The organism is Gemmatimonadota bacterium (assembly GCA_016719105.1).
Lineage (GTDB): Bacteria > Gemmatimonadota > Gemmatimonadetes > Gemmatimonadales > Gemmatimonadaceae > SCN-70-22.
Map to the genome: position 1 here is coordinate 1 of JADKAQ010000030.1, position 21,660 is coordinate 21,660.

At 69.1% G+C, this 21,660-nt stretch carries 19 protein-coding genes and 1 pseudogene; 15 read left to right on the plus strand and 5 right to left on the minus strand.

Annotation, left to right across the window (positions count from 1 at the left end):
- Window positions 1-1,184: 1,184 nt before the first annotated feature.
- The 9 genes from IPN47_22420 (at window position 1,185) to IPN47_22460 (ending at window position 8,088) form a co-directional block, all read left to right on the plus strand.
- Window positions 1,185-1,601 carry an amidohydrolase family protein gene (locus tag IPN47_22420; protein MBK9410751.1) on the plus strand — a complete coding sequence of 139 codons (417 nt, stop codon included), beginning with the start codon at window positions 1,185-1,187 and terminating at the stop codon, window positions 1,599-1,601.
- A gap of 15 nt (window positions 1,602-1,616) precedes the next feature.
- Window positions 1,617-1,961, plus strand: coding sequence for a hypothetical protein (locus IPN47_22425; GenBank protein MBK9410752.1), 345 nt, complete (start codon window positions 1,617-1,619; stop codon window positions 1,959-1,961).
- Between the two features lie 930 nt (window positions 1,962-2,891).
- Window positions 2,892-3,074, plus strand: coding sequence for a hypothetical protein (locus IPN47_22430; GenBank protein ID MBK9410753.1), 183 nt, complete (start codon window positions 2,892-2,894; stop codon window positions 3,072-3,074).
- Window positions 3,071-3,406 (plus strand): hypothetical protein, encoded by a 336-nt coding sequence (locus IPN47_22435; GenBank protein MBK9410754.1) that lies wholly within the window; start codon window positions 3,071-3,073, stop codon window positions 3,404-3,406. The genes IPN47_22430 and IPN47_22435 overlap by 4 nt, the downstream gene beginning before the upstream one ends.
- A gap of 172 nt (window positions 3,407-3,578) precedes the next feature.
- Window positions 3,579-3,824, plus strand: a complete 246-nt coding sequence (locus IPN47_22440) for a hypothetical protein (protein ID MBK9410755.1) — start codon at window positions 3,579-3,581, stop codon at window positions 3,822-3,824.
- Window positions 3,788-4,627 (plus strand): amidohydrolase family protein, encoded by an 840-nt coding sequence (locus IPN47_22445; protein ID MBK9410756.1) that lies wholly within the window; start codon window positions 3,788-3,790, stop codon window positions 4,625-4,627. Before IPN47_22440 ends, IPN47_22445 begins: the two co-directional genes overlap by 37 nt.
- 150 nt (window positions 4,628-4,777) lie before the next feature.
- Window positions 4,778-5,527, plus strand: a complete 750-nt coding sequence (locus IPN47_22450) for a hypothetical protein (protein MBK9410757.1) — start codon at window positions 4,778-4,780, stop codon at window positions 5,525-5,527.
- Between the two features lie 136 nt (window positions 5,528-5,663).
- Window positions 5,664-6,227 (plus strand): DUF4256 domain-containing protein, encoded by a 564-nt coding sequence (locus IPN47_22455; GenBank protein MBK9410758.1) that lies wholly within the window; start codon window positions 5,664-5,666, stop codon window positions 6,225-6,227.
- Window positions 6,228-6,420: 193 nt separating this feature from the next.
- Complete coding sequence (locus IPN47_22460) at window positions 6,421-8,088, plus strand: hypothetical protein (GenBank protein MBK9410759.1); 1,668 nt, start codon at window positions 6,421-6,423, stop codon at window positions 8,086-8,088.
- Between the two features lie 51 nt (window positions 8,089-8,139).
- On the opposite strand, the gene IPN47_22465 is transcribed toward IPN47_22460, so the two are convergent.
- Entirely contained in the window at window positions 8,140-8,583 is a 444-nt protein-coding gene (locus tag IPN47_22465) for a hypothetical protein (GenBank protein MBK9410760.1), read from the minus strand.
- A gap of 306 nt (window positions 8,584-8,889) precedes the next feature.
- Between IPN47_22465 and IPN47_22470 the strand changes: the two genes are divergently transcribed.
- Complete coding sequence (locus IPN47_22470; protein MBK9410761.1) at window positions 8,890-9,339, plus strand: hypothetical protein; 450 nt, start codon at window positions 8,890-8,892, stop codon at window positions 9,337-9,339.
- Window positions 9,340-9,411: 72 nt separating this feature from the next.
- Here IPN47_22470 and IPN47_22475 read toward each other — a convergent pair whose 3' ends face one another.
- Both IPN47_22475 and IPN47_22480 read right to left on the minus strand, forming a co-directional pair.
- Window positions 9,412-10,542: a DNA alkylation repair protein gene (locus IPN47_22475; GenBank protein ID MBK9410762.1), complete on the minus strand. Its 1,131-nt coding sequence runs from the start codon at window positions 10,540-10,542 to the stop codon at window positions 9,412-9,414.
- Window positions 10,543-10,580: 38 nt separating this feature from the next.
- A pseudogene (locus IPN47_22480) lies at window positions 10,581-11,382 on the minus strand (helix-turn-helix domain-containing protein).
- A 104-nt stretch (window positions 11,383-11,486) separates the two neighbouring features.
- Between IPN47_22480 and IPN47_22485 the strand changes: the two are divergent.
- The 3 genes from IPN47_22485 (at window position 11,487) to IPN47_22495 (ending at window position 14,275) form a co-directional block, all read left to right on the plus strand.
- Entirely contained in the window at window positions 11,487-11,798 is a 312-nt protein-coding gene (locus tag IPN47_22485) for a DUF2834 domain-containing protein (GenBank protein ID MBK9410763.1), read from the plus strand.
- A 74-nt stretch (window positions 11,799-11,872) separates the two neighbouring features.
- Complete coding sequence (locus IPN47_22490; protein ID MBK9410764.1) at window positions 11,873-13,033, plus strand: aminopeptidase P family protein; 1,161 nt, start codon at window positions 11,873-11,875, stop codon at window positions 13,031-13,033.
- 150 nt (window positions 13,034-13,183) lie between these two features.
- A complete protein-coding gene (locus IPN47_22495; GenBank protein ID MBK9410765.1) occupies window positions 13,184-14,275 on the plus strand; it encodes a membrane dipeptidase in 1,092 nt (363 codons plus the stop codon).
- A gap of 33 nt (window positions 14,276-14,308) precedes the next feature.
- Here IPN47_22495 and IPN47_22500 read toward each other — a convergent pair whose 3' ends face one another.
- Entirely contained in the window at window positions 14,309-16,681 is a 2,373-nt protein-coding gene (locus IPN47_22500) for a hypothetical protein (protein MBK9410766.1), read from the minus strand.
- Window positions 16,682-16,900: 219 nt separating this feature from the next.
- On the opposite strand from IPN47_22500, the gene IPN47_22505 reads away from it, so the two are divergent.
- Both IPN47_22505 and IPN47_22510 read left to right on the plus strand, forming a co-directional pair.
- Complete coding sequence (locus IPN47_22505; protein MBK9410767.1) at window positions 16,901-20,338, plus strand: ThuA domain-containing protein; 3,438 nt, start codon at window positions 16,901-16,903, stop codon at window positions 20,336-20,338.
- Window positions 20,339-20,362: 24 nt separating this feature from the next.
- Window positions 20,363-20,755: a hypothetical protein gene (locus IPN47_22510; protein MBK9410768.1), complete on the plus strand. Its 393-nt coding sequence runs from the start codon at window positions 20,363-20,365 to the stop codon at window positions 20,753-20,755.
- A 17-nt stretch (window positions 20,756-20,772) separates the two neighbouring features.
- On the opposite strand, the gene IPN47_22515 is transcribed toward IPN47_22510, so the two are convergent.
- Window positions 20,773-21,648 (minus strand): DUF4249 domain-containing protein, encoded by an 876-nt coding sequence (locus tag IPN47_22515; protein ID MBK9410769.1) that lies wholly within the window; start codon window positions 21,646-21,648, stop codon window positions 20,773-20,775.
- Window positions 21,649-21,660: the final 12 nt, after the last annotated feature.

Consider the following 21,660-nt stretch of genomic DNA (forward strand, 5'->3'; position numbering starts at 1 on the left):
TTGTCGCCGCCGGAGCACGCGAGTGCGCCAAGCAACGCGATGCCGAGCGCGAAGCCACGAGGGGAGGGGGAGAGGGGCATGTGGGCACTCCGGTGAGCGTGAGAGGCGGGGTGTCTACCCAACAAGCGTTGGTTCCCGGCAATCCGGCTCATTCTGGTTTCGCCCGCCGCCGCAGCCATTTGCCCCGCGCCGCGATCGGCGCCAACAATATCAGGGTGCGTTCCGCCACGCGTCCCGCCTCCAGCGCGCGGCAAGCTTTATTCCCCGTACATCTCCACCGACGACCACAACACCGGCCATCCCCGGAGCCCTTCGTGAGAGCGTCTCGTTTCATCCCTCGGCATCGGCGCTCGCCGCCGGCTCGCTCCGAGGCCCAACAGTCGTCCCGCGGCCGGTCACCGGGCTGCGCGACAACAGCCACGGGCTACCACGCCCTGGTGGGGGGCCGCGCGTCGTCACTGCCCCGGCCGACGCTCGACTACGCGACGATCGTCGTGCGGAACGGCGTCATCACCGCAGGTGGGCGCCGGCCTGAGCGCGCCGCCGGTGCCCGGTATGGGACCTCAAGGGGCTCACCGGTCTATCCCAGCTTCATCGACGCCTCGGCGGACCTCGGTGGCGATGCGCCGCCGCAGAAACGACGTGGGCCCCCGCACTGGAATCCACGGGTACGCGCCTGGTTCAGACACGACGGCCAACCTCAAGGGACGATTCCACGCGGCGCATCGCGCTTCGCTCGCTCGGCCTCCGGCGCCGCGCTCGCGGTGCCGAGGCGAAGGATCTTCCCGCGGCAACGCTTCAGTGCTCAACCTCAGCGATGCTGGCGCGCGCAAGCGATCCATGCGCCCCGACCTCGCGCAGGCGATCGGTTTCAGCGCTCCTTCGCGCTGGGCGGGATATCACCCCAACTCGGCGATGGGGACAGTTGCGCTGATGAAACCAGGCCTTCATGGATGCGGAGTGGTACATCCGCGCCTGGGGGCGTACGAGGGGAGCGGGCGCGCGTTGCTCCGCCGGAGACGAGCGAGGCGCTCGCGCCGCGCTCAGCAAGGCGGTGAAGGCAGCAGCCCGTCTTCTTCGAGACAGGGAGCGAGGAGGAATACCTCCGCGCGTACAAGCTCGCGCAGGACTACAAGCTCACCCCGTGGTTTCGGGGGAGCGGGCAGGAATACCGACTGATCGACGTGCTCAAGGGGCGCACGCAGCCGCTGGTGGTGCCGCTCGCCTTCCCCGATGCGCCTAACGTGTCGGGTCCCGAGGCGGCGGCCAACGCGACGCTGGCGGAGTTGCGGCACTGGTACCTGGCCCCGACCAACCCGGCGCAGCTTGCGGCGGCCGGTGTGCCGTTCGCCATCACGGCGGATGGTCTCTCGTCGCTGGCGCAGTTCCTCCCCAACCTGCGGACTGCCGTTGCGCGTGGGCTCGCGCCCGACAAGGCGCTGGCCGCGCTCACGACGATTCCTGCGGCATGGCTGGGGATCGAGAAGACGCACGGAACGATCGCGGTCGGCAAGGCGGCCAATTTGGTGGTGAGCGGGGGGACCTCTTCACCCCAGGAGTCCGGCGGTGCCAGAGACGTGTGGGTGCAGGGGACGCGCTAGGCGTGCCCACCGCAGGTGGATCCGCGCAGGACGTGGACGATCACCTCGTCCGACGCCGGGACCTTCAACAGCGCCACGCTGCGCCTGGAAGAGCCACTCAATCGCATTCGCGGGACGATCGAGATTGCCGGGCGTCGTCCGGTGAACCTGACGTCGGCGCGCATCACCGCCGAGACGGGGCGCCTGGAGGCGACCTTCCCCGGGGAGGCGGTGGGGCTGGAAGGGGCGATGCTGCTGGCGGGGTCGGTGCGGGAGGCGGAGTTCTTCGCCTGGCTGTCGCTGCCTAGCGGGACCGACGCCACGTATCGGGGACGCGCACCGGGACGTACGAAGGGCCTGCCCGCGGCGCCGTCGCGGTGAAGGTCCCCAAGCTCGACCTGCCGTTCGCTGCGACCCTCCATGGGGTTCGGTCGCACGGCGCCGCCGGTGCAGCCGGCGGCGGTGGTGGTGCGCAACGCCACGGTGTGGACGCAGGGGGGGCAGGGCCGTCTGGAGAACGCCGACCTGCTGGCGCAGGCCGGCAAGTTGGTCGCGTGGGGCAGAAGCTCTCGGCCCCACCGGCGCGGTCGAGATCGACGCCACGGGGAAGCACGTCACCCCTGGGCTCATCGATCCGCATACGCACTCAGGAGTGAGCGCGGTGAACGAGAGCGGCTTCGCCATTGTCCCCGAGGTGCAGATGGGGGACGTGATCACGCACAACAACATCTGGTTCTATCGCCGGCTCGCTGGCGGGCTGTACCACGATGATCAAGCACGGCTCGGCCAACCCGATCGGCAGCGAGAACGTGTACGTGAAGATCCGCTGGGGTCGCTGCCTGACGAGTACAAGATTGCCGGGGCGCCGCGGACGGTGAAGTTCGCGCTCGGCGGAGAACCCAAGCGCTCCCCACGCGCTATCCCAACACGCGCATGGGGTGCAGGAGATCATTCGCGACCACTTCCTGGCTGCGCGCGACTGCAGAAGGAATGGAAGCGCTGGGAGAAGGAGGGCAGGGATCCCGCCGCGCCGCGACCTGCGCATGGAGGCGATCCTCGACATCCTCGACCAGAAGCTGCTGGTGTCGTCGCACGGCTATCGCGCCGACGAGTTCCTGGCGCTCGTGCGCCTGGCGGAGAGTTCGGCTTCCGGATCCAGACGCTGCAGCACGGCGTGGAAGCGTTCAAGATCGCCAGTGAGCTCAAGGCGTCAGGCGTTGCCGCCGTGGTCTGGTTGGACTGGGGGCGTTCAAGATGGAGGCGTATGACACACGACGTACAACGCGCGCCTGCTGATGGAAGCGGGGCGTCGTGACGTCGCTGCATTCGGACAACGCCGAGATCTCGACGCGCATGAACTGGGAGGCAGAGCTGCTCCGCACCGGCGTCGACGAGATCGCCGCCCTCTCCACCGTCACCAACCAGTCGGCCAAGGCGATCGCGATCGACAGTCAGGTCAGTCGCTCGAATCGGGGAAGGATGCCGACTTCGTGATCTGGAACGGCAACCCGCTGTCGCAGTTCACCAAGGCCGAGCAGACGTGGGTGGAAGGCCGTCGCTACTTCTCGCTCGACGAGGACAAGGTGCTGCGCGAGGAGATCACCCGGCAGCGCGCGCAGATCATCCAGGCGGTGCTGGCGGCAGCGCCTGCGGAGAACGCGCCTGGGCTGGCGCCCCGCGCGTCCCCGTGGCACGGAGGGCTCGCGCCGATGATCCGCTCATTCCTTCTCCGACGCCTAACCCTGCGCATCATGCGCGCTCCACCGCGACCTCTCCCTCGATGCGCACCGTGCGCAGCGCTCTGCTCGCGCTGGCTGCGTCGATGACGCTCGCGCCGGTCGCTGCTGCGCGCGGAGCGCATACGACCGTCCCCCGCAGGATCGGCCCTTCGTACTGCGCGGGGCGACGATCCACACCGTCACCAAGGGGACGATCACCAACGGGACGATCGTCTTTGACCGTGGCCGGATCACGGCCATCGGCGGCGCCGAGGTGGTGGTGCCCACGGGCGCCAAGGTGGTGGATGTGAGCGGGAAGCACATCTATCCCGGACTGGTCGACGCCTACAGCACGGTCGGCATCACCGAGATCGGCGCGGTGGATGTCTCCAACGACATCAACGAACTCCGGCGACTTCAACCCGAACGTGCGCGCCGAAGTCGCGGTGAACGCCGAGCCGGCACATCGGCACCACTCGCTCCGCCGGCGTGCTCGTCGCCTTCAGCACGCCGGAGGGCGGGGTGATCTCCGGGCTGTCGTCGGCGCTGTCGCTGGAAGGGTGGACGTGGGAAGAGATGTCGATGAAGGGGGCCGCGGCGCTCAACGTGAAGTGGCCCGACCCCAACGCGCAGCCACGCCGTGGCTTTGGTGGTGGCCGGGCAGTCGCGGAGCCGGCGGTCCGCCCCAAGAGCTACGCCGAGCAGGTGCAACAGATCAAGGACTGGTTCGGCGAGGCGCGGGCGTATCGTGATGCGGTGAAGTCGGGGCAGGACGTGCGCACCGATTCGCGCTATGCGGCGATGGTCCCGGCACTCAACGGCGCGATCCCGGTGGTGGTGGCGGCCGAAGGGGCGGCGCAGATCAACGACGCGATCACGTGGGCCAAGGCCGAGGGGGTGAAGCTGGTGATCCGCGGCGGGCGCGACGCGCTGTTCGTGGCCGACCGGCTCAAGGCGGAGAACGTCCCGGTGATTCTCACATCGACGATGTCGGCCCCGGATCGGGACTACGAAGGGTACGACGGGGCATATGCGACGCCGGCCAAACTGCATGCAGCGGGCGTGAGGTTCGCCATCTCCGGCGGTTCGGGGGGGCTCTACAGCAATCGCCTGCCGTGGGAGGCCGGTGTTGCGGTTGCCTTCGGGTTGCCGGAAGAGGAGGCGCTCAAGGCCGTGACCATCAACGCCGCCGAGTTTCTCGGGGTGTCCGACAAGGTGGGGTCGCTGGAGGTCGGGAAGGAGGCGACGCTGCTGATCACGACGGGGACGCCGCTGGACATGACGAGCAACATCATCCAGTCGTACATCCAGGGCGCGAGATCAACATGATGGACATCCACAAGCTCTTCTTCCAGAAGTACCTGGAAGATCGAGCAGCAGACGCCGAAGAAGGTGGTGCCGTGAACGGTGGCGCGCGCTCACTCGTTGACCTGTGAGGCGTCGCCGCATCAACACGGCTGATTTCGGAGGATTGTCGTGATGGATGCGCTGACCCAGGAGTTCCTGATCGCCTGCGAGATGCACTCGCCATCGCGCCTGCGGGCGGTGCTGGACGCCGGCTTCGATGTCCACGCCCCGATCGACGGGACGAGTCCCGTGATGCAGCTGGTCGAGATGTACTTCCGATCGGATCACTTTCCCCACTGTCTCGCGCTGTTGCTCGGCGCCGGCGCCGAGCTCGAGGATCCGCGGCTCGCCCCCGTGCTCCTGAACGACGCGGCGATGCTGGCCGACGCGATCGCGCGCGATCCGCAGTTGGTGTCCCATCGCACCTCGCTTCGCTGCGCCTTCACGCCGCTCATCGGTGCCACGCTGTTGCACGTCGCGGCTGAGTACGGGCACCGCGCCGCCGCCGAAGTTCTGATCGCACACGGGGCTGACGTAAACGCACGCGCCGCGGTCGATGCCGACGGGCTCAACGGGCACACGCCGCTGTTCCACACCGTGAATGCCAATGCCAACCGGTCGGCGCCGGTGATGGAGCTGTTGCTGGCGCACGGGGCCCGCACGGACCTTCTGCTCCCCGGTATCACCTGGGGACACGGCTTTCCGTGGGCCACGACCTGTTTCGACGTCACGCCGATCGCGTACGCGCAGCTGGGCGCGCTGCCGCAGTTCCAGCGCGCGGAGACCGACGTTGCCGCCAATGTGATCGCCATGCTCGGCGCTGCCGGTCGCCGGATCCCTTCAGATCTCAATGTGCCTAACCGCTACCTTCGGGGCGGGTGATCCCCGCTCCCGCGCTTCGTTGCGTGCGGCTTGGTTGCGAAGGCTGAGGCGGCGGCTAACGTAGTGCGGACGCGCGCACCGCGACGAACGTCCGGCGAGCGGCGCTGACGAACTCCCGGGAGAGGCGGGTTGCACGATGGCAAAGGCAAAGTCCCTGACCGCGAAACAGCGCGAGGCGCTGCTGAGCGTATTGAAGGCCCGCTTCGAGCAGCACATGCAGCGGCATGCCGGTCTCGCGTGGGCCAAGGTGTACGCGAAGTTGGACGGCGCAGACGATCGGTTGTGGTCGCTCAACGAAATGGAACAGAGCGGCGGCGAGCCTGATGTGGTGGGAGTGGACGCCACCACGGGCGAGTACCACTTCGTCGATTGCTCGGCCGAGAGCCCGAGTGGCCGGAGAAGTCTGTGCTACGATCAGGAGGCGCTGGAAGCGCGGAAGGAGAACAAGCCCAAGGGGAGCGCGGCGGAGATGGCGAGCCGGATGGGCGTCGAGCTGCTGACGGAGGCGCAGTATCGCGCGCTGCAGGCGCTGGGCGAGTTCGACCGGAAGACGTCGAGTTGGGTGAAGACTCCCGCCAACATCCGAGCGCTCGGCGGCGCGGTCTTCTGCGATCGCCGCTACGACACGGTCTTCGTGTATCACAACGGGGCGGAGTCGTACTATGCCGCGCGGGGGTTCCGAGGGCTGCTCACGGTGTGAGTGCCCGGCGCCATGTGCGCCGATCCATGAACGGTGTGCCGGCGACGCCGCAGCACGAAGAGCGCGGCAGCGCGTGGTGGCGCGTCAGGAATTGTGTCGGTCGCGCACGGCCGCGATCACGGTTCGTAACGTGATCGCCTCAGCTTGGACACTGCTGTATCGGTCGAGACTGGCCGGTCCAGACTGTTGCGACATGGAAACCACCACTTCGACCGCCGCCGCGGATAGCATCGCCGTCTTCACAGCCGATCGGTTCGTGGAGGGGCTGTACGCCTCGCTCGCCTGGGAAGCAACGATTCAGCTCGGCGATGCCGCGATCTCATCGCGCCTGGTCGAACGGGTATTGCGCCGCGCGTGGGACGAGCGCGATCGATTCGCGACCGCCGACGCGCTCCTGCGGCACGCGCGCGACGCGGCGCGCGACGCGATCGCGCGCGAGGCGGAACGTCGGCTGGACGTCACGAAGTTCGACGATGACACGCAGCGCATGCTCCCGTTGCCCGGAGACCTGCATGCCATGTCGGCCGTCGAGGTGCATCGTCGACTGGTGGAGCATGGGTCGGCCACTGGTATCGGCGTCGTAGCGCCGCCGACGATCGCTCCGGCGTTCGCACCGGCAGCACCGGCAGCACCGGCAGCATCGGCAGCATCGGCACCATCGGCGTCACCGGCAGCGAGCTTTTCACCCGGAGCATCGGCGGCGCGGTCATCCGAAGTCACCGGCGGTCCGAGCCTCGCAATGCCATCGGCGAGCGCGCACGCATCGTCCAGCACCGTTGCTCACGTCGACGCCACTCGCGTGGCACGAGGGCGGTCGACTCCCGCGCCCGCGCCCGTGGTGGTTACCGATGCACCGCGGCGCATCGTTGCGACGCCCGAGCCGGCGGTCGGGGCGGGAGTCGCGCGACCGTCCGACGTTAGGCGCTCGTCTGCCGTACGCGAGCGTCCGCACCTGCGCGCGGCATCGTTCATCACGCACGAAGACCGCAAGGGCTTTCGGCCGCGCGTCGTGGCGGGCGCCCTCGCCCTCGTGGCGGTCTGCGCGGTGCTGGCATGGAAGGCCCTGGGCGGTGACTCGGCCGAGTCGGTCGCGATCGCCGCGCTCGACGCACCGAGCGGAGCGTCCGGGGCGACCAAGGACGGGGAACAACTCACGCTGGCGCTCCCAGGTGGCTCAATCGCCCGGCTGGGAGCGGGGGCGTCGATCAAAGCGAGTGCCACCTTTGGAGACGGTGCACGTGCGCTCACGATCGCCGGGCCCGTCAGCGTCTCCGTGGCCGATCGCGAGGGTGCACCCGTCGCCTTCGGCACGGGAGCGCATCGCTGGGTCATGCACGAAGGGGTGGTCGCCTTTGCGCCTGACGGTGAGCGCCTGCTGGCGAAGGTCGACAGCGGAGTCGTCACGTTCGTCGCCGGCAAGAACCGGACATCGATCGAGAGCGGACGCACGGTCGCGGTCTCGGCCGACGGTTCCATCGTTCCGGTCGAGGGCGCGGCGCAGGACGAAGCGTTCTCCTGGCAACGCGGGCGATTGCAGCTGCGCGACGCGTCGATGCTCCAGCTGCGCGAGCGCATCCAGCAGTGGTATGGCCTCGAGGTGCGCTTCGCCTCGCCTCGTGCCTCCAGCGAGCGGGTCACGCTCGACGTCCCGCTCGAGCCAGCCGACAGCCTGTTGGCCGCCCTGGCCACGCTCGGCGGCGGGGAGATTGAGCGCGCGGGAGGTGTGGTCACCGTTGGCCTAACGCAGGCGAAGCCCGCGCGCCGCACGGCCGTGTCGCCGCGGCCCCGTGGACGCGAGTCCCTTTCGGCCTTACCGGCGATGCCGCGAATTCAGCCGCTGCCGACGATTCCACCGGACTGAGCGAAGGCTGCGTCGGCACCGGCACTCCGAGGCACGACTCACCCGCGCACGCTACTGCCACTTGAGCGCGGCGACCCGAATCGCGAGGTACAGCACGGCGCCGAGTACCCCGGCGGGAATGTCGCGCACATCGGGGCTGTTGAGCGCGGAGGGAATCAGCTCGATGCCGATGATGCCCAGCGCCGAGAGGAGCGACGCGACGACCGCTTGCCGCTGGCGGGATCGTGGTGAACGGAGTGCGTCTGGGGAAAGCCACCGACGGGCGAGTTCGGTGATCCCGTCGATGAGAAACGCGTTGACGTATCCGTTCGCGAAATCGCCGAACTGGTAGTAGTACGCCGCGGTGACGCGAGGCGAGAAGGGGAGCACCCGATGCGCGGTTCTGAGTTCCAGGCGCACGGCCTCCTGCCAAAGGACGGCAAAGAAGCCGATGCACTCGGGGACCCACGGTCGTCGCAGCAGGGTGCGGCGCGCGGGCGGTCGTGACTCGGTCATGATGATGGGCCTGAATCGACTCGGCGGTTCACGCACGACGATTCCAAAGGTAGTGCCCCACGGCCACGGCGACGGCTCCCCCCCGCGAGGGCGATCCTGACGATCGAGCGGCGGGGATGGGCGACCGTCCAACGCTGGGCGAGACGCGCAGAAGTTCGCCGCCGACGTACATTGCTCGCTGCTCGCTGCTCGCTGCTCGCTGCTCGCTGCCAGATCGTGCCGCATGAGATTTCGCCGTGCGCGACGCGCGATCACTCGACCGCGCGGGCTCGACCCACGCCTCGCTCACCACCGGAGCCGTCTCCCATGAACGCCGTCGATGCCATTCGCCAACATCGCACGTCGGGCCGCGTCTCGTGCGTGCTTCTGCCGCATGCCGGCGCGGCGAGCGCGACCGATCTGGCCGACCTCGCGGTGCAGAGCGTTGGCCTGCGAGCGCTCGGAGACGCCTGGCTCGAGATCAGCGAGAGCGACGCGGAGTCGATCGCGACCGGCATTCTGCACCGCGACCTCGCCTATCACACGGAGATCATGCCGTTGGCGCTGGCCGCCGAGCTGGCGAGCGAGCTGTTGTCGCAGGTGCCGCAGCCCATGACGTGCTTCACTAACGGCGACTGGGCGGAGGCCTTCAGCGAGAACCTGGAGTCGCTCGACTCGGTCGGCTTCGATCCGATCTCCGATGCCGCGCTCGACGCCGGGATCATTTGCGTGGGCGACGGCGTGACGGCGCTGCTCTGGGTGGAGGACGAGGACTAGGACGTCAGGGGCGCGACGCGCGTGGGGCGCGACGCGCGTGGGGCGCGACGCGCCTGGTTGGCGCGGCCTCCGTCACCGCGTGAGGGTGAAGTGCCCGCTGGCGCCCGTCGTGCCGTTGATGTTGATGTCGACGGCGTGCTTTCCGGGGTAGTAGCGCCGGGTGGTGACCACCTTCAGGGAGTGCCGCTTCGTCAGGTGCAACTCGCCACCGGCGGGGAGCGTCACGCGCCATCCCTTGAAGACCTTGGGTGATGTGCGGCCGTCCTGCTTCTGGTGATGCACCACGTAGTCGATCACCAACGGCTGCGGCGACCGGGCGGTCGAGCGCAGGGTCAGCGTCATCGTGAACGACTCGCCGACGGCCACCCGGCGCGGCGTGATGGTCAGCGCCGCCGTCCCCCTGAAGTCCCGCCCGAGCCCCCACGCTGCCAGTACGCGGCGATCGCCGCGCTTGATGAGGGTGCGGCTGGCGTGCTGCAACAGCGCGCGCCGCTCGTCGCTGGCATCCTTCAGGTGCTCCTCGAGCCACCGCGCAACGATGGCCGGATGATCTTTGGCGATGTCGTTGAGGTGATTGGCCACGCTCCGTCGCACGTATTCGCTCGGGTCATCCTGCAGGGCGCTGAGGAGCGGGAGCGTGGGCGATGGGTCGGCGATGAGTGCCTTGAGCTGCAACCCCCACGGGAGGCGTGGGCGGCTCCCCTCGCTCACCAGGCGCCGCACATGGGCGCTGGGGTCGGTGGTCCACCGCCTGAGCGTGGCAAAGGCGAGTTCGGGATGGGCCACGATGATCGGGCGGATCGCGAACTCGGCGGTGAAACGCTGCGTGAAGGCGTGCAACGCCTGCAGTGCGCGCTCCGGTTGGGCGAGGCCGCGACGTGCCACGTACTCGCCCGCCGACCAGAGGATCCACCCCTTGAGGCCGTCATCGGCGAGTTGGAGCCCTGCCATGCTATCCCCCAACTCGGCTGGCGCGAGTGCGCCCTCGAGGATGCCGGCCGCCTGCGCGAAATCGTCAGGAAGCGTCGCCTCGAGCGCGTCGGCGACCTGCATGGCGCGCGCCTTGAGTTCGAGTGATTCCAGCCCGCGCACGCTGAGCGCGGTGAACCGCGGTGCGTCGAACGCGGGCCACACGCGTTGCAGCTGCCGCGCGGCGGTGTGCACCAGCGCGGGCTTGATGAGGTGCTTGAACGGCTCGGCCAGGGAGGCTCCGTGCGGGGGCGTGCTGAATATGCGCGTCGCTAGCCGACGCTCGCCACCACGGCCTGGTGCGTCGATGCGTCAGCCGGAATCAGGTGCTCCACGCGCAGCGACGCGAGGTGATGTCCTGCGGGTGCCGAAGGTCGTGAAGAGGCTGAAGAACGACAGGTTGCCCGCTGCCGTTGTGTAGGTGGCGGCGAGCACGGGGGCCGGTGCGGTCCCCACGCGCCCGCGCAGCCCCTTCTCACCCAGGCGCTCGCGCAGCACACGTGCCAGCGCCTCGGCGCGAGCCTCCAGCGCAGGGACGCCGAGCGCCTCGTGTCGGACATGCGCGAGCAGTGCGGGGCCCACCTCGGCCAGGTTGCGCACACGTGTGACGATTCCGTCCGGATGCACGAAGGCGTCGAGCAGGTTGAGCGGCGCCGCCGCGGCGAGGAGCGCGGGTGGTACGAGGAGCGACGCGAGTCAGTGGCCCCCGCGGTTCCCCCCGCGCACGTTCCACTCCGCGTCGAGCAGGAGGGCGGGTAGGGGATCGTGCGCCTGCACGAGACGATCGAGTGCCTCACGCGCGCGCGCGAGCGCGGGGTCGTGCAGCGGCGCCGAGGAATACACGGGGGCGTAGCCGGCTTGCAGCATCGCCTCGTTTCGGACGACGAGTGGTGCCTCGAGCTCGTGCAGCCACCCCGCCAGCAGCTCGCGGCTGGGCGCGGCACGACCGCTCTCCACGAAGCTCACGTGGCGTTGCGACACGCCGAGCCTGAGCGCGAGCTGCAGCTGGCTCAGTCGGCGTGCCTTGCGTGCGGCGACGAGGGCACGCCTGAGGGGAGGTGTCTCGTTCGGCATGACGAAATCTTGCCCGCGATGGCGCGACGGCAATGACCTCCGACGTAATTGCCGCGCCGCGCGCGCGGCGTCACCCTGCGGCAACCCTTCCGCGGAGACTGACCATGTCCAGGCGCATCCTGCTCGCGATCCTCCTCCCGTTTGCGGTGCTGAGTGGCATCGCGCTTTGGCACCACGGCTTCTGGGGGATCATCGCACCGCACTTCAAGAGCTGGGGGGCAGGGCAGGTCTTCGCCGACCTGGTGATCGCTCTCACGCTCGTCATCACCTGGATGTGGCGCGACGCGAAGGCGACGGGGCGCAATCCCCTCCCCTGGGTGGTGGCCACGCTCATCGCCGGGTCGTTTGGCCCGCTCGTGTACCTGCTCACACGGCGCAGCGACACGCGCGCGCGCGCTCAGGGAAAACTCCCTTAACGCCCCTCGGCGACGGGCATAGCTTCTGGACGTCACGCCCACCGATCGCCCGAGCCATTCGAAGGCCTGTCGCCATGACCGTTCCAGTCGCCACGACCGCGGCGCCGTCGCGCGCGGAACTCGCCGAGCGCCTCGACCGCGTGCGCGCGCGCATGCGCAGCGCCGCCGTCGACGTGTATGTGAGCTTCGAACCGGTCAACATCTACTACCTCACGAACTTCGCCAACTACGTCCACGAGCGACCCTTTCTCCTGGTCATCCCGCTCGACGGCCTCCCGGTCATGGTGGCGCCGCTCCTCGAGACGAGCCACGTGCGCGCTCGCGCCGGCTGCGACCTGGCGTATGCGACGTACGCCGAGTTTCCCGCGCCGGCGGGCGCGAACTGGTTCGATGTGTTCCGAACGCTGATTCCCACGGAAGCGCGGGTGGGGGTCGAGTCGGCGATGCCGATCGGGATCTTCGAGCGCACGCCTGGGACGAAGGTTGTGGTCGACGTGATCGAGGAGGCGCGACTCGTGAAGACACCGTACGAGATCGCGCGCAACGTGCACGCCTGCCAGATCGTGACGGCGGGGCACGAGAAGCTGCTGCAGCTGTGTCGCCCCGGCGTCCCCGAGGCGGTGATCTACGGTGGCGTGACGCAGTTCATGATGGCGATGGTGTTTCGCGACATCCCCACGGCGAACATCATGGTGACCAACGCGAAGGCCGCGGTGTGGCCGCCGTCCATCTCGTTCGACCCGCACCGCATCCCATCGTTAGGAATGCCGATGGAGAACGGCGGCCCGCACGAGTCGATCGTCACGGCACAGGTGGACGGCTATGGCGTGGAGTTGGAGCGCACCTTCTTCCTCGGCTACGTCCCCGAGTGGGCGGCGGCCCCCTTCGCCGCGATGCTGGAGGCGCGGGCGACGGCGTACGCCATGGCGCGCCCAGGGGCGATTCTCGCGGAGATCGATCGCGCCGTGCGAGCGGTGATCGCGCGACATGGCTACGGCGACTGCATCCTGCATCGCACAGGCCACGGCTTCGGGATCACCGGCCACGAAGGCCCCTATGTGGCGCTCGGCGATGAACGGGCGCTGCGAGAAGGGATGCTGATCAGCATCGAGCCAGGGATCTACGTTGCCGGACGTGGGGGCTTCCGCCACTCGGACACGGTCCTGATCACGGCTGACGGCTGCGTGAGCCTGACGCAGGCGCCCGAGACGCTAGAGGCGCTCACGATCGCGTAGTCTGTGGTGGAAGTCCGTCGCTCGCGCGAGGAATCGGATAGGGGGCGCGTTCCCTCGCCCACGGTAGCGATCGTGACGGCGACCGCTCGCCGGCGTGCGTCGGGTGCGGTAACCTTGAGGCGCCGCTCGCCCACTCGCTCTCTGGAAACCATGCACTCGCGCCGCACCTTCGTTCGCGGCTCCCTCGCCGCCGTTGCCGGCGCCACGCTGCTTCCGCTCGTCGCCGGCGCGTCGCGCGCGCACGCGGCGTCGGGACCGTCGCTCATGCCCAGCGCCGACGCGCTGACGTTCGACATGCACCTGCACCCCGGTGCCTTCTTCTACAAGGGGGCGCCGCAGTACGCCGGCGACGACTTCGTGATGAAGACGCTGGCCGAGATGCGCGCCGGCGGCATGCACGGCGGCTTCATGAGCGTCGTGTCCGACGCGCCGCTCATCCAGATCGGCGCCAACGGCGTGACCGTGCGCGGCGCCTTCGAGCCGGGCGAGGCGGTGCGCGAGTACGAACGACAGCTCGCGCTGCTGCGCGACCTCCTCCCCAAGGGCAAGGCGCGCATCGTGACGTCGGTGACCGAGTGGGAACGGGCGCACGCCGACGGGCTGGTGGGGGCGTGGCTGTCGTGCGAGGGGAGCGAAGTGCTGGATGGTGACCCGGAGCGCATCGACCGCGTGTACGCCGACGGGGTCCGGTCGATCCAGGTCGTGCACTACGTCCCGAACGCCGCCGGCGACCTGCAGACGCAGCCCGCTGCGCACGGCGGCCTGTCGCCGTTAGGCAAGGCGATGGTGAAGCGGATGAATGCGAAGGGGATGGTGATCGACGTCGCGCATGCCGCCTTCGCCACGGTGAAGGACGTGGTCTCGCTCACGTCGGCGCCCATCATGCTCTCGCACTCGATCCTCAAGATCGACGACGCGCGCCCGCTCAACGTGCGCGCCATCTCGCCGGAGCATGCGAAGCTCGTCGCGCAGACCGGCGGGGTGATCGGCGCGTGGCCCAGCGCCACCAACGCGAGCTTCGACGAGTTCGTCGATAACACCAAGCGGCTGGTCGACGTGGTGGGAGTCGACCACGTGGGGCTGGGGACCGACATGGACGCCAACCTGCGCCCCGTGCTGGCCACGTACACGCAGTTCCCCGACTGGATCAAGGCGCTCGGCACGCGCGGCTTCAGCGCCGCCGAGGTGGAGAAGTTGGCCGGAGGGAACATGGTGCGGGTGCTGCAGCGCGTGACGGGGTGAGCGCGTGCGACCGGCCATGCGCCGGTCGCGCGCTCAACGCGAGGCAGCGCGCGCGACCTCGGGCGTCCCTGAGCCGCGCAGGCGCAATTCCAGGGTGGGGGGCACATCCCCGGCGAAGCGCGCATCCAGTGTGATGGTGTGTCGCCCGGAGGGGAGCGTGGGGAGCGCGCTGCGCAGGGTAACCCGCTCGCGCACCTTGCCGCTGGCATCGTACAGCTGCACCCCTCCGGCACCGTCGGTGGCCAACCGTTCGCCGGCGCGCAGCTGTACCGGAAGTTCGACGGTGAGGTAACCGTCGACACGCAGTTCGATTCGGCTGGCCGACCCATCACCCCCGAGGGCCGCGAGCCGGAACTGCAGCGGCTGCGCGCCCCACGACTGCTCGAAGGTGAAGCTCGCGTGCGTCGGCTCGCCCGGCTGCCGCTCGACTGCCGCATGCGAGAAGGGCGGCGACTCGAGCAGCTGTGACAGCGCCCACGTCCCCGCGCCGGTGGCCTCGAGGTGAAACTCGTTGCGCGCGTCCTTGAGCCGTGCGCGCTGCTCGGTGGAAAAGGCCCCCGCGTGGCGCGCCTGCTCCCACTCGCGGATCGCGTCGAGCAAGGCGGGGGTGAGCGGATTGGCCCGCAGGGCCTTGGGACGCGCGACCATCGCGAAGCCCGCGCCGTATCCGGCCGCGCGCGCCAGCATCCACTCCATCTCGGCGAGCGTGGTGCGCTCGGTGAGCAGGTACCAGCCGAGCATGTGTGGCATGTAGTTGCGGTCGAACAACGCCTGGTTGTCGACGCGATACTGCTGCATGCTCTCGGTGAAGCCGCCGTTCCACGGCTCCCCCCAGTTGTAGTACGAGCCCGTGTGCCAGTAGAACGACTTGCTGATGCTGGTGCCGTAGATCAGCTCATGGCGCACCTGAGTGCGCACGTCGTTGGCGAAGACCTCGAGGGCGTAGTCCCCCTGCCCGGAGGCGAGCCCTCCCTCGAAGCCGTCGAAGTCGAAGTGGTCGACGCCGGTCTCGTTGAGGAAGTCGGCCAGGTTGCGCGCCACCTCCCGCTGCATGGCGAAGTTGGGGAAGAAGACGTTGTACGGATGGTCGAAGAGCTTCCCCACGGAGTCACCGGCGGCATGCGCCGACGCCGTCGTCCCGAAGGCGCCGCGCTGGCAGTCGAGGAGCTGATACGGCGGCACGGCGGAGACGGCGCGGTACTGGATGAGCTCCGCCCCGATGCGGACGGTGTGCAGCGAGTTGTTGGCCGTATCCGAAAAGAAGGTCGGAGCGCGCACCTCGATGGTACGCGCCGTGGCGTCGATGGCGCGTACGAGCGCCGATGTGCCGGTGACGCTCAGCCTGGGGTCGGGGACCGGGGTGACGTACGGGTCGTTGGTGTTGATGAAGTTGGTGAGTGTGTGCACGCCGAAGTGGAGCCCGAGCGCGCGCGCCTTCTCCACAGCGGACTTGAGCCCCGCGCGCCCGCTGGGGAACTGTGCCGAGTCGACGATGAAGTGCCCCCAGCTCTTGAACGGCCCCTCGTGGTAGAGCGACATGAGGCCGGCGCGCCTGGTGTGCGCGAGCATCTCGTCCACCTCGCCCTCGCCAAAGGTCGAGATGAGATACGACTGTCCGAATCGCGGCGACCGCTTGAACCAGGTGCCGTCGATGGTGGGGTGCGGCAGTCCTTCGGCGACTTCGATGCGTTCGAGCACGTCGAGCACCTCGGCTTCGGCGGCCGAGAAGAGGGCGATGGCGCTCCCGACCACCGTCTCGCCGGGGATGGGGGGGACGGGCATGTCGCGGTGCGCACCCCCCCAGGCATCGACGGTACGGGGCTTCGCGCGATTGATGCTGTACGCCTGTAGGGTGCTCCCCCACGGGCGCGGCGTCGCGGCGATCCCGCGTGCCCAGGTGCTCCCTTCGCGGTTGGGGAGGGCGCCGCCGAGCGTCCTCGCGTTGAGGACCTGCAGCCCGAGGGCGGTGGTGCCGTCGCGCACGACGCCGATCACCTCGCCGACGGTCGTACCGATCGTGCTGGGATACGGCCCCCAGATGACGGCATCGATACGGCTGGCGGGGGTCGCGCTGGTGATCTCGAGGGTGAGATGACTCGCGCGCTCGCGGGCGCGCACGACGATGCGAGCGCCGAGGGAAGCGTAGCTGAGCGTGAGCTGCGTGGCACCGTCGCGCCGTTGCACGGCAAGGGCGGTGGGCGCGACGCGCCTGCCGTCGCTCACCACGGTGAGGAGCGACGCCGTGGTGTCGGAGGCCAGGAGGTTGCGGCTGGCGACACCGCCGTGCAGCGCGGTGATGGTGCCGCGGCCGTCGATGGCCACTCGGAGCGAGCCGGCGGTGAGCGTGACCTGCGCCTGCAGCAGGGGTGGAGCCAGGGCCAGCAAAAGGAGCACGGTGCGGCGCATGGGGCCTTTCCGGGAGTGACGAAGGAATCGAGCGGCTGCGGCGAGAGTATCGCTCGGGCAGTACCCTGGCGCGAGAGGAGGTGCCGGTCCCGCCGCGCTCGCTCTGCCGCGCCCCCTCGCTCGCGGCGACTCGAGGAGTAGCTTCTTCCCGACGCAATCTCGATCCCCCCTCGCGCCGCGCGTGGTCCGTGCCGCGCGCTTCTCGCCGACGAGTTTCGCATGCGCTTCGCCTCTCTTCCCAACCGCGTGGCACGACTTCGCCCTGCAGGCATCGCGGTGCTTGCGCTTGCCCTCGCGATGAGCGGTGCACCGGCGCCGGGATTCGCGCAACGCGCGACGCGCGCGCCAGAGACGCCGCGCATCCTCGTCTTCTCCAAGACCGCCGGCTACCGCCACGCGTCCATCGAGACTGGAGCGGCGGCGATCACCAGGCTTGGCGCCGAGCACGGGTTCGCGGTGGACCTGACCGAGGATGCCGCCGCCTTCACCGACCGCAACCTCAAGCGCTATCGCGCCGTCGTCTTCCTCAGCACCACGGGCGACGTCCTCAACCCCACGCAGGAGCACGCCTTCGAGCGCTACATCCAGGCCGGCGGCGGCTACGTGGGCATTCACAGCGCGACCGACACCGAGTACGGCTGGCCGTGGTACGGCAAGCTCGCCGGCGCCTACTTCGACGGGCACCCCGGGAACCCGAACGTGCGAAAGGGGACGTTCCGCGTGCGCGATGGCGGGCACGCCTCGACCCAGGGGCTCCCGGCGCGATGGGAGCGCGAGGACGAGTTCTACTCGTTCAAGTCGATCAATCCGGCGATACACGTCCTGGTCGACATCGACGAGACGAGCTACGAAGGGGGGACGAACGGCGCGAATCACCCGATGAGCTGGTACCACGACTTCGATGGCGGGCGTGCCTGGTACACGAACATGGGACACACGGAGGCGACGTTCGCCGAGCCGCTCTTCCTGCGGCACCTGTTAGGCGGGATTCGCCACGCGATGGGGAGCGGGGCGATGGACTATCGGCGCGCGCGCCCCGAGGAGAATCGATTCACCAGGGTCGTGCTCGGGGAGAAGCTCAACGAGCCGACCGAGATGGCGGTCCTGCCTGACGAGCGGGTGCTCTTCATCGAGCGAAAGGGGGCGATCCAGCTCTACACGCCGTCGACGGGGACGATCAAGCAGGTCGGCTTCATCCCCGTGAATCTCACCTACCTCGATGGCGGGCAGGCCGAGGACGGGCTGTTGGGCCTGGCGATCGATCCGGGCTTCGCCGCCAATGGCTGGCTCTACCTCTTCTATTCGAAGGCTGGGGCCGAGCCGAAGAACGTCCTCGCCCGCTACACCATGCGCGGCGACTCGGTCGACACGTCGAACGCGATCGTGATGCTCGAGGTGGTGGTGCAGCGCGAGCAGTGCTGTCACACCGGCGGGTCGATCGCCTTCGATGCCAAGGGGAATCTCTTCCTGTCGACCGGGGACAATTCCAACCCGTTCATGAACGGTTACGCCCCCATCGATGAGCGCCCGGGGCGCATGCCGTGGGACGCGCAGAAGTCGTCGGCCAACACCAACGACCTGCGCGGGAAGATCCTCCGCATCCATCCCGAGCCTGACGGGAGCTACACGATCCCCGAGGGGAACCTCTTTCCCCCCGGGATGGCGAAGACGCGCCCGGAGATCTACACAATGGGGCACCGCAACCCGTATCGCATCGCGGTCGACAAGCACACGGGTGTCTTGTACTGGGGCGACGTCGGCCCCGATGCCTCGGTCGATTCGGTCGATCGCGGCCCCGCCGGCTACGACGAGGTGGGGCGAGCGACGCGTGCTGGCAACTACGGGTGGCCGCACTTCGTCGGCGACAACAAGGCGTACCGCGACGTCGACTACGCGACGATGCACATCGGACCGCCGTTCGATCCCCAGCGTCCGCATAACGATTCGCCGAACAACACCGGGCTCACCGAGCTGCCGCCGGCCCAGAAGGCGTTCATCTGGTATCCGTACGGCCCCTCGGGCGACTTTCCGCTGGTCGGCGCCGGCGGGCGCACCGCGATGGCGGGGCCGGTGTTCTACGGGGAGGACTTCGCCCGTGCGGCACGCCGCTTTCCCGCGTGGTACCAGGGGAAGCTCTTCACCTACGACTGGATGCGGGGCTGGATCATGGCGGTGACCATGGATTCGTCTGGCAACTTTGCGTCCATGGAGCGTTTCCTCCCGAGTGCGAAGTTCGCCAACCCGGTCGACATGGAGTTCGGGCCTAACGGCGACCTGTACGTGATGGAGTACGGGACGACGTGGTTCAAGGGAAACGACGATGCGCGCCTGGTCCGCATCGAGTTCAACGCGGGCAATCGCGCGCCGGTGGCGGTGGCACGTGCCAACAAGACGATCGGGGCGACGCCGATGCGCGTGGCGCTCGACGCCTCCGCGACGACCGATGCCGACGACGACGAGCTCACGTATGCGTGGACCATCACCGGGGCCGGCGGTCGGGTGGTGCGCCGGCTGACGGGGGAGCGTCCGTCGCTAACGTTGCCCGTCCCTGGCACCTACTCGGCCACGCTGACGGTCCGCGACGCGCGGGGCGCGACCTCCACGTCGCAGCTCTACCTCACGGCGGGGAACGAGCCGCCTGCGGTGGCCATCGACGTCGCCGGTGACAACACGACGTTCTACTGGCCGCACACGCCGGTGCACTACGCGGTGCGCGTGACCGATCGCGAGGATGGCTCACTCAAGAGCGGGCGCATCGCCGCCAGGCGCGTGCGCGTGTCGGCACAGTATCTCGCGGAGGCGCCGGCGATGGGGGGCGGCGCGGGGGCGGTGCCTAACGCCGACGGGTTGGCGTTGATCGAGGGGAGCGACTGTCTCGGCTGCCACAAGGTCGATCAGGTGTCGATCGGCCCCGCGTATGCGGCGGTCGCGGCGAAGTATGCGCGCGACTCCACGGCCCTCCCGCGCCTCGCGGCGAAGATCCGCGCCGGCGGGACCGGGGTGTGGGGAAAGGTGATGATGCCGGCGCACGCGCAGCTCTCCGATCGCGACGCGCGACTGATGGCGCGCTACATCCTCGGGTTGGGGCAACGCGAGCCGAGCGAGGCGACTCCGCTCCCCGTGCGCGGGCGCTACCTCCCCCCCGACTCGGCGAGTGCGACGTCCGGGGCCATCGTCCTGCGTACGGCATACACCGACAACGGCGCCAACGGCAGGCTTGGCGTGACGACGGAGACGTCGTTGCTGCTGCGTGCGCCCACGCTGTCGCTGGCCGAGGGTGAGCTGTCGGAAGGGGCGGCGGTGCGGGAGGTTGCCGACATTCCTGGTGATCTGGTGGCGGCGAGTCGGTCGGGCGCCCACGCGCGGATCAGGGGCATCGACCTGACGGCCGTCGGCAGCCTGCTGATCACCGGCGTAGCGCTCGCCCCGGAGAATGCCGCTGGCGGAACGATCGAGGTCCGGCTCGACTCGCCCACAGGGACGCTGCTCGGCACGACGGAGGCGTTGCGCCCGAAAGGCGACAAGCGACTCGACACGTTGCGCCTGCCGGTACCGCCAACGCCGGGGGTGCACGACGTGTACCTCATCTTCCGCAATACGCAGGCGGCGAGCGGACAGTTGCTGTTCTTTCTCTCGACACTACACCTCGAACGCTGATACCGACCCCGACGTCCGACCGACATGCCTCGTCTTCCCGTACCATCCGTCGTCCTGTTCGTCGTCGACGTGCCACGCGTGAGCGCCTTCTATCGCGAGTTGGCGTCGATGACGCTCCTGCACCAGGACGACGCGCACGTCGTCCTCGCGACCCATGGCCTTGAGCTCGTCGTGCACCAGCTGCGGGGGGAGCCTCCGGTCACGACGGATACCCTCGGCCGCCCGGCGTTGCGGGAGGACTCGTACTGGAAGCTCGCCCTCCCCGTCGCGAGCATTGCCGCGGCGCGGACGACCGCGTCCCTGCTGGGAGGCGGACTCAAGTTGCCTGAGCAGGAGTGGGAAGCGCGCGGCTTTCGGGCCTGCGACGGATACGATCCCGAGGGGAACGTGATCCAGGTGCGCGAGGCAGTCGAATAGACTGCCTCAAGACCGGTTCATTTCGTGGCCGGCACCGTGCGCGTCGCTTCGGACACTTCACCGGCCATGAAGTAGCCTAACGCGCGCCGCGCCGGGCGCGTGCGGTTGGCGACGTTGCCGCGCACGCTGGCCGTGGCCACCGCGAAGGGGGAGCCGTCGTTCACCACCTGATCGGTGAGCGCGACGTAGTAACGATAGCCCGCGTCGGAGAGCGCGATCTGGCGCACCGTGACCACCTGCCCCGGGGCGACCGAGATCCCGCCGTAGGGCTGGAACTCGCTCACCTGCTTCCCCTCGACCAGGTCGTCGTTGGCGATCACGCGGGCCTTGAAGGCGCTGTCGGCTGCGATGAGGCGCACGCCGTCGACGAGTTGGTCCCACATGTAGTAGTTCCGCTGCCCCGCCGGGTCGCGCGTGTCGATCGTGGCGCGCAGCCCTTCGCGGGGGCCGATGACGCTGTTGCGCTCCATGAAGTACAGCGAGTCGATCGGGGCGACCGACTCGAGCCGGTCGCTTGCCTCATACTGTTCGCCCTCCCAGGTGACGTGCAGCGTGTAGCGCCGCCCGACCTGGGCCGCGAACGGGGGGGACAGGTAGAGGCCCGGCTCGTTGGGCGAGGCCGCATAGGTCAGCGTGGTGCCGACGTCGTCGGTGACGCGTACCGCGGCCCCGGCGGCCGGCGGCGGCGCGGCATTGCTGAAGTAGGCATCCGTGGTCGTCAGGCGCACGCGCTGCGGCACGGCGGCCGTTCCCAGGACCCGTTCGAGGCGCCCCTCGACGACGAGCAGGCGGTCGCCTGCGGCGACGTCAACATCGACGACGCGCTCGCACGCGGTGAGGACGAGCGACAGGAGGAGAAGCGCCGTCAGGCGCACGCGATGGTTCTGGCGCATGCTGGGCTCCCG